Consider the following 12,026-nt stretch of genomic DNA (forward strand, 5'->3'; position numbering starts at 1 on the left):
GGCAGCAGCGTCGTGGGGATCACCGCCCGAGGGGTCGGGCTGCTCGTCGCCGCCGTCGTGTTGCTGGGGGCCGGTTTCCGGTTCGCGTACCCCGAGTTGACGTTGCTGGGCGCGGCGGCCGGCGCGGCCGTCGGCTACGCGGCGTTGACGGCGGCCTGGCGGCCCCGGCTGGTGGTCGCGCGTCGCGCCGATCCGGACCGGGTGTCGCGGGGCGAGCCGGCGAGCATGACGCTGACGGTGCGCAACGCCGGCCGGCTACGCTCGGCGAACCTGCTGGCCGAGGACCGGTGCGGGAGCCGCGCGGTGCCGGTGCCGCTGCTGCGCCTGCGTCCCGGTCGGGACACCGAGGTCCGCTACGACGTGCCGACCGACCGCCGTGGGGTGGTGGCGGTCGGTCCGCTGCGGGTGACCCGGCGGGACCCGCTGGGTCTGGTGGCGCTCGCCCGACCGTACGGGGAGACGGCACCGGTCTGGGTGCACCCTCGCATCCATCCGCTGTCGGCCGTACCGACGGGCGCGGGGCGCAGCCTCGACGGCCGGATCGACGGGGTGCCGCACGGGTCGATCACGTTCGACTCGCTGCGGGAGTACGTGGTCGGCGACGAGTTGCGGCGGGTGCACTGGCGTACGAGCGCCCGGGTCGGCGAACTGATGGTGCGGGAGAACGTGGACACCAGCCTGCCCAGTCTGGTCGTCCTGCTGGACAATCGGGCGGCCGCGCATCCGCACCGCACGGGCGGGGTGGCGGAGTCGTTCGAGTCCGCGTGCGAGGCGGCGGCGTCGGTCGTCGCCGCCGCGCACCGCGCGGACCTGCCGGTGCTGTTGCTGCTGGTCGGCCCGGAACCGAGCGAGGACGGGCCGGCCGGGGTGGGGCCGCTGGACCGGCTCGCCGCCGCCGACCTGTCCGACTCCGACGACGCCCTGCGCGCCGTCACCACCCGGCTGCGCCAGGAGCGGCTCGGCGACACGCTGATCTTCCTGACCGGCCCCGGTGGGCGGGACGGCTTGGGGCACGTCGGTGCGCTGCGCGGCGCGTACCCGTCGGTGGTGGTCGGGGTGTTCGGCGCGGCGGAGCCGACGCCGGCGGGCACGGCCGGCCTGGTGGTGGTCGACGCGGCGGACGGCGCGCAGTTCGCCGCCGAGTGGGACGGGGTACGCCGGTGGTGACGGGCATCGCGCCGCAGCGCGAGGCGCCGGAGGCGACGGCGGGCGGCCCGAGCGGGGCGGGGCGGGTGGTACGCGTGCTGCGGGCGGCCGTCGTGCCACTGACGCTGATCGCGCTCGTCGCGCTCGCCGGGGTGGTCCTCGGCCGGGTGTACGCGGGCGACCTGCTGACCTGGCTGGTGATCGGCGCGGCGGTGGGTTCGGTGCTGGTCAGTGTGGCCGCGCGGCGGTTGCCGTCGTGGCTGGTGGCGCCGGTGTCGATGGCGGCGCTGGCCGGGTGGACGCTGTGGTCGCTGCGCCTGGCCGCCGCCCGCGCCGACCTGCCGGGCAGCCTGCTGGAGGTGAGCGCGGACGCGGCGCGCAACGGCATTCCCCGCCTGCTCACCGCGATGATCCCGGTGGAGCCCACTCCGGACACGGTGCTGGTGCCGGTGGTGGCGGCCTGGCTGGCCGGTCTGGCCGGGGCGGAGGTGGCGTTGCGCACGGGCCGGGTGTTGCTCGGCTACCTGCCGGCGGCGGGCCTCTACGCGGCGGCCCTCTACGTGGTCGGCCCGAACGCCGAGCCGGCGATCGGGGTGACGGTGGCGTTCGTCGCGGTCGCGGCGGTGGGGCTGGCCGCGCCGACCGGTGCGTCGCCGGTCGGCGGTGACCCGGCGGCCGGTCTCGCGCCCGGGGTGCGGGCGGCGGTGCGGCTCCGGCTGGCGGTGTCGGCGACGCTCGGTGTCGTCCTAGTGATCGGGCTGGTCGCGCTGCTCGGCCCGGTGGTCGCCGGTCAGGTCGACGGGCGACCGGTCGACCCGCGCCGGTACGTGGAGCCGCCGCAGGTCGAGACGCTCGACGAGAACCCGCTGATCCGGATCTCGGGGTGGGCGCTGCACCCGGAGCAGAAGCTCCTCGACGTGAGCACGTCGGGCACCACCGCTCCGGCCGGCGACGCGGAGGATCCGAAGTCGGCCGGCATGCGGATCCGGCTGGCGGTGCTCAGTGACTACGACGGGATCACCTGGCGGGTCGGCGCGACGTACCGCAACGCGGGGCGGATCCTGCCGGCCACCGCCCCGGCCCGGGACAGCACGGTGCAGACCGTCCGGCAGCAGATCACCGTGGCGGAGCTGACCGGGCGGCTGCTCCCGGCCGTGGCGACGCCCCGTGAGGTCAGCGGCGCGCGGGTGGCGTACGACCCGGCGACGGGGACGTTGATCCGGCCGGAGGGGTTGACGCCGGGGCTGCGGTACGAGGTGACGTCGGTCCGGGAGCGCCCGGACAACAACCTGCTGGCCACCGCGAACGTGCCGGCCGGCGAGGAGGTGGCCCGGGTGCTGCGGGTCGCCGACGGTGTGCCGGATCCGCTGCGCCGGCTGGCGACCCAGCTCGCCGAGGAGAACGGCGCCCCGTACGCGCGGGCGGCGGCGATCGAGCAGTTCCTGGCCGAGCACTACCGGGTGGTGGCGGACGCGCCGAGCGGGCACGCGTACCCGAACCTGGCCTTCTTCCTCTTCGGACCGCGCAACGGCGGCGGGCAGCGGGGCACGTCGGAGCAGTTCGCGGCGGCGTTCGCGGTGCTCGGCCGGCTCTCCGGTCTGCCGACGCGGGTGGTGGTCGGTTTCTCCTCCGGCGGTCAGGGGCCGGTGCGGGCGGGTGACGCGTACGCCTGGCCGGAGGTGCTGTTCGACGGGCTGGGGTGGGTGGCGTTCAACCCGCTGCCTCAGCCGGAGAACGAACCGCGGCCGGTGGAGGAGGATTTCCGCCCCACGCCCGAGGATCCGCCGCCGTCGGAGGTGCCCGCGCCCACCGCGGAGCCGACCGCGTCGCCGGAGCCGGTGGCCGCTGGTGACGGGCCGCCCGCGAGTGGTGGGGTGTCCACGCCGGTGCTGGTCGCGGGCGGCAGCGGGTCGCTGCTGCTGGTGGTGGGGGCGCTGCTGCTCACCCTGCTGGCGATGCGCCGCTCCCTCACCCGAAAACGGCTGGCGGGGGGCGACCCCGGCCAGCGCATCGCCGGTGCCTGGCGGGAGGTGACGGACGCGTTGCGGCTGGCCGGTCGGCCGGTCGGCGACGACCTGGCCGCCACCGAGGTGGCCGGACGCGCCCGCCAAGCCCTCGCGGACGCCCGGCGCACGGAGGGTTCGCCTCCGGAGGTGACGACCGACCCGGCCGTGGACGAGTTGGCGACGCTGCTCAACCAGGTGGGCTTCGCCCCCGGTACCGCGACGGCCGACCAGGCGGTCCGCGCCGCCGAGGTGGCCACCGACTACGTGGCGACGCTGCGGGCGGCCCGTCCCTGGTGGCGGCGTCTGCTCTGGTCCGTACACCCCGCCCCCCTGCGCCGCGCCCGCCGGTGATCCGGCAGGCCCGGTGCCGGCCGGGCCGCCAGTACGGCGAGGTCGGCGTCGGTGATCAAGAGCTTTGCATCAGCGCTGGGGATCTTTCTGACGCAAACCCCTTGGTCAACTCGGCGACTGCCGGCCTGACCGACACGGTCAGGCCGAGCCCGGTCAGCTGGTCAGGCGGCGGATGAGTTTGCGCATGCCGGCCTGCCAGCCGTCCGGGTCCTCGGCGCGACGGCGGGCGTAGTCGGCGACCTCCGGGTGCGGCAGGATCAGGAACCGTTCCTCGGCGAGCCCGGCGATCGCCGCGTCGGCGACCTGGTCCGGGGTGAGCACCGCACCGGAGGCGGTGATCACCCGGGCGCCGAGGTGCCCCTGGGCGATCCCGTCGGCGAGCATCGGGGTGTCCACCCCCTGCGGGCAGAGGGCGCTGACCCGGATGCCCCGGTCCCGGTAGGTGATGGCCAGCCACTCGGCGAAGCCCACCGAGGCGTGTTTTGTGGCGGTGTAGGCGGCGTCGCCCACCGCGGTCAGCACCCCCGCCGCGGAGCAGGTGTGCAGCAGGTGGCCGCCACCACGGGCGAGCATGCCGGGCAGCACGGCGCGGGCCGAGTAGACGTGGGCGAGCACGTTGACCCGCCACGCCCGGTCCCAGCCCGCGTCGTCGACCTCCACTCCCCCGCCGGTGGTGACCCCGGCGTTGGCGCAGAACAGGTCGATGCGGCCGAACCGTCGTTCGGTGTCGTCGACGAGCGCCCGTACCTGGGCCTCGTCGGTGACGTCGACGGCGGCGGCGTGCGCCACCGGGCCGATGCCCTCGGCCACCGCGCGGGCGGCCTCGGCGTCCAGGTCGGCGACGACCACGGCGGCGGCCCCCTCGGCGGCGAAGCGGCGCGACAGGGCCGCCCCGATGCCACCGGCCCCGCCGGTGACGACCACGATCCGGTCGGTCAGGTTCACGCGGACGCTCCCTGCGGCTCGACGCCGAGTTGGGCGATGAGGGTCGTCAGCGCGGCCACGCCACCGGCGGTCACCTCCGGGGTGGGCAGCAGCGCGAGGACCGGCACGTCGACGCCGGCCTCGGCGTAGCGGCGGGCCTGGGCCCGGCACCGCTCGGGTGAGCCGTGCAGCACCAGGGCGTCGACCACCTCGTCGGGTACGGCCGCGCTGGCCGCGCGACGGTCACCGGCCGCCCACGCCTCCCACATGGGCGCGAGCGTTCCATCGCGGCCGAGCCAGCGGTGGAACTCGGCGTACGCCGGGACGGTCAGGTAGCTGGTGATGAGCCGTCGGCCGAGGGTACGGGCGTACGTGGCGTCCTCGGTCGGGCAGACGAAGATCCGGGCGGCGACCTCGAAGCCGGCCCGGCGCTCGCCCAGCTCGGCGAGGGTTCGCGGGACGTCGTCGGCGGCGAGCCAGTTGAGGATGACCCCGTCGGCCTCGGCGCCGGCCAGCCGGAGCATCCCCGGGCGCAGCGCGGCGAGCAGGATCGGCGGTGGGGCCGTGGGCGGGCGTTCGAGGGTGAACCGGCGCACGGTGAAGGTGTCGTAGACCTCGTCCACCGTCTCACCGCGCAGGGCGGCCCGCAGGAAACGCAGCACGTCCCGGGTGCGCCGGAACGGCTCGTCGAAGCGTGCCGCGTTCCAGTCCCGCACCAGCACGGGCGAGGACGCGCCGATGCCGAGGGCGAATCGGCCCGGCGCCGCCTCGGCGAGCGCCGCCGCGCTCATCGCGAGCAGCCCGGGGCCGCGGGTGAAGACCGGGGTGATCGCGGTGCCCAGCCGGAGCTGCGGCTGCCACGCCGCGGCGAGGGCCAGCGGGGTGAACGCGTCGGTCCCGGCCACCTCGGACGACCACACGTCGGTGAACCCGGATTGTTCGAGGGTCGCGTAGACCGCCTGGTGCTCGGCCAGTGGGACCCCGCCCAACGGCACCGTCATGCCCCATCGATTCGTCACCGATCGATCGTGCCTGGTGACGGCGTCCCTGAGCAAGATCCCCTTAGTGGGCCTAATCGCCGGTTCGCCGCGCTCCGGCAGGCGCAGGTGTTACGACTGCGAGGTGGACCGGAGCACCGGCGCAGGCCGCTGACCATGGGTTCCAGGGCGGCAGGACACCTGGAGCCGGTCCCGGCGGCGGCCGCGCCCGGTCGGGCGACGTTCCTGGAACTCTTCTTCGACCTCGTGTACGTCTTCGCGCTCACCCGGATATCCGCGCGGGCGTTCGAGGATCTGAGCCGGGAGCCGGCCCGCGACCACGCCGCGGCGGCGATCACCGGCAGTGGCAAGACACTGCTGTTGCTGCTGGCGCTCTGGTCGGTCTGGCAGGGCACCGCGTGGACGACCAGCCGTTACGACCCGTACCGCGCGCCGTTGCAGGTCGTCGTGTTGACGGCGCTCGTGAGCAGCATGGTCATGGGGGTGGCGATCCCCCGGGCGTTCTCGGCGACGTCGCTCATGTTCGCCACGGCGTACGTGATCGCGCAGGTGACCCGGCCGGTGATCCTGTCGATCGCGTTGGGGGCGCACCCGTACCGTCGGCTGAAGGTGCGCATGGCGGTGGTGTTCGCCGTCACGGGCGTGCTGTGGATCAGCGGGGCGCTGGTGTCCACCAACGCGCAGGTGGTGCTCTGGTCGGTGGCGCTGGCCGCCGAGTACGTGGCCGCCCGGTGCGGCTGGCCGGTGCCGGGGCTGGGCCGCTCCACGGTCTCGAAGTGGGAGATCGTCGGGGAGCACCTGGCGGAGCGGTACCAGCAGTTCTTCCTCGTGGCGCTCGGCGAGACGATCCTGGTGGCCGGTTTCGCGTACAGCAAGGGCCCGTACGGGTCGGGGCACATGTGGGCGTTCGCGCTCGCGGTGGCCACGTCGATCATGCTGTGGCGGATCTACGTGCAACGCGCCGGGCAGATCCTGGCCGAGGCGGTGCAGACGGCCCGCCACCCCGCCAACATCGGTCGCTCGGCGGCCGACACCCACCTGATCATGGTGATCGGGCTGGCCGCGACGGCGATCGGCTACGAGCTGGTGATCGAGCATCCGCTGGGCCACGCCCCGGCGCCGTGGGTGGTCATGGTGCTCGGCGGACCCGCGCTGTTCCTGACCGGTCGGGCCCGCTTCGAGTACGAGGTGTTCGGGCGGGTCTCGCCGTCCCGGTGGATCGCCGTCGGAGTGCTGGCGGCGGCCGCCGTACCGCTGCTGTTCCTGCCGGGGGTGGTCGCCACCGCCGCCGGGACGATCGTGCTCGGCGGCGTCGCGGTCGCGGACGCCCGCCGGGCGCGCGGCGCGCCGCCGGAGGCCGCCGCGACGCCCTTCTGAGACCTCGGTGTACGCCGTCGGCCCGGCTAGTCTCGGCGGGTGACCTTCTCCCTCGTCGCCCGCTCCGCCGACGGCCGCCGCCACGGCGTCGTCGTGGCGAGCAAGTTCCTCGCCGCCGGAGCGTTGGTGCCGGCCGCCGCGGCCGAGGTCGGCGCGCTGGCCACCCAGGCGCACGTCAACCTCGCCTACCGCCCGCAGGGGCTCGCGCTGTTACGCACCGGGGTGACCGCCGCCGACGTGGTGGCCGGCCTGGTCGCCGCCGACCCCGAGCGGCAGCACCGACAGCTCGGCGTGGTGGGCGTCGGCGGGCCGGGCGCGAGCTGGACCGGGCCGGCCTGCCACCCCTGGGCGGGCGGACGCGTCGGCGACGGCTGGGCCGCGCAGGGCAACATCCTCGCCGGCCCCGAGGTGGTCGACGCGATGGGCGAGGCGTGGCAGGGCGCCACGGCGCTGCCGTTCGCCGAGCGGCTGGTCGCCGCGCTGCGCGCCGGTGACGAGGCCGGCGGGGACCGGCGCGGCCGGCAGAGCGCCGGCCTGCTGGTGGTCGAGCGCGGCGGTGGGTACGGCGGCACCAGCGACGTGGTGGTCGACCTGCGGGTGGACGACCATCCGGACCCGGTCGCCGAGCTCGGTCGGCTGCTGGCCGTACACACCATGCTGTTCAGTCGGCCGGACCCGGCGACTCTGCTCGACCTGAGCGGGGCGGTCGCCGACGAGGTGGCGGCGCTGCTCACCGCGCTCGGTCACCCGGTGGGCGACGCCGGGCCGGAGGCGGCGCTGATCTCCTGGGCGGGGCTGGAGAACCTGGAGGAGCGCCTGGTGCCGGGGCGGATCGACCCGGTGGTGCTCACCCACCTGCGGGGTGTCGCCCCGCACGTGCCCGCACCCCGCCAGGGCGCCTGATCAGCGGACGCCCGCCGGGTCAGCCCTTGACCCGGGGTACCAGCCGGTGCACGACGGTCAGCGCCAGCGCCATGACCACCGCCATCGTCCCGGCGATGCCGGCGGCGCTGCCCGCGTACGCGACGAACAGGGGTCGGCGGGTCAGCTCCTCCGGGCCGGTCCCGCGCAGATCCACCAGCCAGGTGAGCGCCAGCCCGGCGGCGATCAGGGCGAGCACCCCGGCGACACCGAGCACGGCGGCGGCTACCCGGTGCGCGTCGCCGGGCTCGACCTGGGCCTGCTCCCGTTGGGTGATCAGCAGGAGCAGCCCGGCCAGCGCCGCCCAGACACCCACCACCAGATAGGCGGCGACGGCGTCACTGGGCCGGTGCCACCCGGCGGAGAGCGTGGCCACCCCGGCGACGGCGGCGTAGAGCGCACCGACGAAGGCGCCGACGGCCCGCACCTTCCGGGGCAGGACGAGCATCAGCGCGACCGCCACCGACGCGGCCACGGCGGTGTGCCCACTGGGGAGGCTGTTGCCGACCGCGGCCCGCTCCGGGTCGACGCCGAAGTCGGGCCGGCTCAGCCCGTACTTGAGCAGTTGGGTGGAGACGTTCGCCCCGGCGATGAGCAGCGTCGCGGTGACGGCCAGGGCGATCCGCCCCCGGATGAGCGCGATGAAGCCGATCATCGCGGTGGCGGCGAGCAGCGACACCACCGACATCGCGTTCAGGATCCGGTCCACCGGTCCGTCGATGCGGTCGTGACCGATCTCGTTACCGGTGAGGGCGACCGTGTCGACCCACTGACCGGTCTCGGTGTGCAGGGCAACCCGCCACACGGCGAAGAGGGCGGCCGCCTGGACGAGGGCCAGTACGACCAACCAGACCGCGGTCCAACCCCGTGCCGTCGCGCGCATCCGCACACCGTATCGGCCGGACCGGGCCGGTCGGTCGGTGGCCCACCGGCTGTCGGCGGTCAGGTGGTGGCGGGGGTTTTGAGGTGGCGGTGTTCGTCCCGCTCTACCTGAGTGGACGAGCTGGGTCGTGTTGCGCCGGTCGTTGCCACCGGAGCACCCGGGGTTGCGTCATCCGGTCGCCGCGCCGCGATCCGGGGCATAAAAAAGTGGAGAGGCCGCCACGGGGGGAGCGGCCTCTCCGGTGACGTACGTTACTCCGTCAACGTCCTTGGTGTGATCCCGTGACAGCCGGAATTTCTGGGCTTTTTCGCGGCAGTCTTCAGTCCGGGCGGTGGGGTGGGCCGGTCGACCCGCTGCGTTGACCAGATGACCGGCCCACCCCGGCCTGACCGTGGGTGTCAGGCCGTCCGCCGGCCGGGTCCCGTCGTTCCCCCGGACCCGGCCGAACCCCGGGGTGGGCGGGGCACTCCACCCACCCCGGGTCGCTCTCAGCCGTTCGGGAACAACGTCCCGTAGTCGGCGTACGCCATGGCCACATCGGCCTGCGCCCAGAAGCGGTGGTAGTTGAACGTGGGCTCCGGGCCACCGTTCAGGTACGCCTGCACCTTGGGCCAGTCCGGGTCGTTCTTGTAGAACGACCGGATGTCCAGGAAGCTCTTCCCGGCGGCGATGGCGTCGCCGTTGGGCATCTTCCCGGTCCAGCCCGGCGGGACGTAGAGGCCCTGACCGGTGGAGGCGTCGTAGACGTCGTCGAAGCGCTTGTAGTCGCCCCGCGTCTCGGTGGTGGAGACACCCTTCGCGTCACTGGCCGCGTCCAGCGCGTCCAGCAGACCCTTGGCGGTGGTCTTCGCCGCCGCGTTGCCCGACTTCGCCGCGTACGCGATCAGGATCCGGGCGTAGGAGGCGGCGACGCCGACGTCCTGGCCCTTGCTGATCACCTCGACGTGCAGGTTGGTGTTGGGCTGCGGGTTGCTCGGGTTCCAGGTGGTCGGCTGGCCGGTCCACTTCATGTCCGACGGGATCGACCAGTTGGTGCCGAGCGTGGTGTTGGCGATGGCCCACGGCACCCACTTGTCCAGCAGCGCCTTGGCCTTCGTGTTGCCGGTCTGCAGGTACAGCTCGGCGATCCGCTGCATCGACCACGCCTGCATGCCGAACCACTGGTTCGACGGCGGGTCGTTGTAGACCGGGTCGACGTCGTAGAACATGCCGTAGAAGGTGCTGGTGCCCGACGGCGGCTGGGCGTAGCTACCGTCCCAGCTGTTGGTCGCGCCACCGGCGATGCCGCCCTCGGACGACTGGAGCCAGGTGTAGAACTCCAGCTGCCGGTCGAAGCTCTTGGTCCAGTCACTGGCGGCGGTCGCCGACTTCGGTGCCAGCTCCGGGGTGTTGGTCAGCGCCCAGGCCGCGAACGGGTTCTGGTAACCGAAGTGGTTGTGGCTGGAGCCGATCCGCCAGGACCAGTTCTGGCTGGTGTCGTACGCGCCGCCCCAGGCGTAGTACCAGGACAGCAGGTAGTGCGCCGAGTCCCGGCCGCTGCCGGCGGGGCAGGTGCTGGCCCCGACGCAGTTGCCGATCTTCTTGAAGTACTTGTCGAACATCGCGTACCGCAGGTAGTCGCCCATCTTGGCGGCCTTGGCCACGGTGGCCGCGACGTCGGCCTGCTTACCCTGCGCCTTGGCCCAGGTCAGCGCCCAGTAGGCGGCCTGCACCGCACGGGCGTCGGCGTCGGGCGCGTTGGTGTACTTCCACTGCTTGGCGGGAGCGCCGGTGTCCTTGACGAACAGGTCGAGGTAGCCGTACTGACCGCCGTGCTTGAAGGTGTCACAGGACGGCTGCGGGATGGTCTCCCACACCGACTCCTGGGTGCCGCGCTGGAAGGTGTTGATGTACGCCGGCTTGGTGGTGCCGTCGCCGCAGCGGCCGAAGCCGTACGTGTTGTCGACGTCCATCAGCCAGTGCATGCCGTAGATGTCGCCGGTGCCGTAGGTGGACTGCAGCTCCGAGCGCAGCGGGTCCTGCCCGACCGAGACGTTCGGGTTCAGGGCCGATGGGTACTGGCTGGGCAGGTTGTACTCCGCGGCGTACTGCGGGGTGCCGGCCGACGCGGCGGTGGGCTGGTCGGCGTGCGACGGGATGATGTACTTCTCCATCACCGTCCAGGCGTTGTTGAACGGCGCCCAGTTCTGGGTGACGCGGCCGTACTGGGCCTCCAGCCAGATCCAGAAGCTGAACGCCTCCGAGGTGGTCTCGTGGCCGTGGTCGGGCGCCTCGACGATCAGCGTCTCCACCGAGTGGTACGGCACGCCCTCGGGGCTGAAGTAACCCGAGTTCTTGATCTTGCCGTACTGGTCGAGGAACTTCTTGATGTAGGCGTTGTCGCCGCCGGGGGTGTCGTTGTCGATCTCGGTGGCGGTGACCGCCAGCGAGGCGAGACCGGTGGCGGCGGCGGTGATGGTGGCGCTACCGCCGACGGTGTCGGCGTCCTCGGCCGCGGCGACCGTGACGGTGACCCCGGTGTTCCAGTTGGTGGGGGTCAGCGTGACCGTGCTCGGCGAGACCGTGATGTCGCTGTCACCCGTGGGGGTGAGGGTGACCGGCACGCTCGTCGTCGGCGCGGCGCTGAGCTTGAGGTTGAAGGTGGACGTGCCACCCTCGTTCACGCTCACCGCGGACGGCGTGGCGACCAGCGTCGGGCCGCTGGCGGCGCCGACGGTGAACGACTTCTCGTCGACCCCGATGCCGTTGGCGTTGTCGTACGCCTTGGCCTGCACCGTGTAGCTGCCGGCCGGCAGATCCTCCTGCGTGTAGGAGTACGGCGCGGTGGTGTCGGTGTTGATGAGCAGGCCGTTGCGGTAGAACTCGACCTTGCTGATCGTCCCGTCCGGGTCGCTGGCGCTCGCGGTCAGCGGCACGTCGGCGGGCGCGGTGAACGGCCCGGAGGGCAGGCTGAGCGAGACGGACGGCGGCTGGTTGGCCGGGGTGCCGTTGCAGGGGGTGCCGTTCAGGGTGAACGAGGTGGGCTTCGGGTTGCTGCCGGTGTGGGCGCCGTTGAAGCCGATGGTGGTGGAGGCGCCGGTGCCGAGGTTGCCGTTGTACGACTCGTTGGTCGCGGTGACCGAGGTGCCGGACTGGCTGTACCGGGCCGACCAGCCCTGCACGACCCGCTGGCCGCTGTTCGGGAAGGTCCACTTGAGCGACCAGCTGCTGATCGGGTCGCCCAGGTTCTTGATGGTCACGTTGGCCGTGAAGCCGGTGTTCCAGTCGTTGGTCGCGTAGACCACGTCGCAGGCCGGTGCGGCCTGTGCGGCGCCAGCGGGCAGGGTCACCCCGCCGACGGCGAGCGCGGCGGCGGCGAGGATCGCCACTCGACGGCGTCGTGCCAGATGTCTCATGTGCGCGGTGTCTCCTCGGACCAGG

Annotated in this window: 8 protein-coding genes; 4 read left to right on the forward strand and 4 right to left on the reverse strand. The window is 73.5% G+C overall.

Annotated elements, in window-relative coordinates:
- Positions 1-12 precede the first annotated feature (12 nt).
- Both ACN269_RS09175 and ACN269_RS09180 read left to right on the forward strand, forming a co-directional pair.
- Positions 13-1,167 carry a DUF58 domain-containing protein gene (locus ACN269_RS09175; protein ID WP_421472040.1) on the forward strand — a complete coding sequence of 385 codons (1,155 nt, stop codon included), beginning with the start codon at positions 13-15 and terminating at the stop codon, positions 1,165-1,167.
- A complete protein-coding gene (locus ACN269_RS09180; RefSeq protein ID WP_421472041.1) occupies positions 1,143-3,503 on the forward strand; it encodes a transglutaminaseTgpA domain-containing protein in 2,361 nt (786 codons plus the stop codon). The genes ACN269_RS09175 and ACN269_RS09180 overlap by 25 nt, the downstream gene beginning before the upstream one ends.
- Positions 3,504-3,656: 153 nt before the next feature.
- Here ACN269_RS09180 and ACN269_RS09185 read toward each other — a convergent pair whose 3' ends face one another.
- A complete protein-coding gene (locus ACN269_RS09185; RefSeq protein ID WP_421472042.1) occupies positions 3,657-4,448 on the reverse strand; it encodes an SDR family oxidoreductase in 792 nt (263 codons plus the stop codon).
- A complete protein-coding gene (locus ACN269_RS09190) occupies positions 4,445-5,428 on the reverse strand; it encodes an LLM class F420-dependent oxidoreductase (protein ID WP_421476238.1) in 984 nt (327 codons plus the stop codon). The genes ACN269_RS09185 and ACN269_RS09190 overlap by 4 nt, the downstream gene beginning before the upstream one ends.
- A gap of 153 nt (positions 5,429-5,581) precedes the next feature.
- On the opposite strand from ACN269_RS09190, the gene ACN269_RS09195 reads away from it, so the two are divergent.
- Both ACN269_RS09195 and ACN269_RS09200 read left to right on the forward strand, forming a co-directional pair.
- Positions 5,582-6,802 (forward strand): low temperature requirement protein A, encoded by a 1,221-nt coding sequence (locus ACN269_RS09195; RefSeq protein ID WP_421472043.1) that lies wholly within the window; start codon positions 5,582-5,584, stop codon positions 6,800-6,802.
- 39 nt (positions 6,803-6,841) lie between these two features.
- Positions 6,842-7,705 (forward strand): DUF1028 domain-containing protein, encoded by an 864-nt coding sequence (locus ACN269_RS09200; RefSeq protein ID WP_421472044.1) that lies wholly within the window; start codon positions 6,842-6,844, stop codon positions 7,703-7,705.
- A gap of 19 nt (positions 7,706-7,724) precedes the next feature.
- Here ACN269_RS09200 and ACN269_RS09205 read toward each other — a convergent pair whose 3' ends face one another.
- Together ACN269_RS09205 and ACN269_RS09210 are read right to left on the reverse strand one after the other, a co-directional pair.
- A complete protein-coding gene (locus ACN269_RS09205; protein WP_421472045.1) occupies positions 7,725-8,612 on the reverse strand; it encodes a phosphatase PAP2 family protein in 888 nt (295 codons plus the stop codon).
- 482 nt (positions 8,613-9,094) lie between these two features.
- On the reverse strand, positions 9,095-12,001 hold the full coding sequence (locus ACN269_RS09210) for a glycoside hydrolase family 48 protein (RefSeq protein WP_421472046.1): 2,907 nt from the start codon (positions 11,999-12,001) through the stop codon (positions 9,095-9,097).
- Positions 12,002-12,026 lie beyond the last annotated feature (25 nt).

The organism is Micromonospora sp. WMMD736, from assembly GCF_049179015.1.
Lineage (GTDB): Bacteria > Actinomycetota > Actinomycetes > Mycobacteriales > Micromonosporaceae > Micromonospora.

What these genes read in the sequence shown, in the direction of transcription:
- ACN269_RS09210 (WP_421472046.1), bottom strand. Translation starts at nt 12,001, where the DNA reads ATGAGACATCTGGCACGACGCCGTCGAGTGGCGATCCTCGCCGCCGCC.
- ACN269_RS09190 (WP_421476238.1), bottom strand. Translation starts at nt 5,428, where the DNA reads ATGACGGTGCCGTTGGGCGGGGTCCCACTGGCCGAGCACCAGGCGGTC.
- ACN269_RS09195 (WP_421472043.1), top strand. Translation starts at nt 5,582, where the DNA reads ATGGGTTCCAGGGCGGCAGGACACCTGGAGCCGGTCCCGGCGGCGGCC.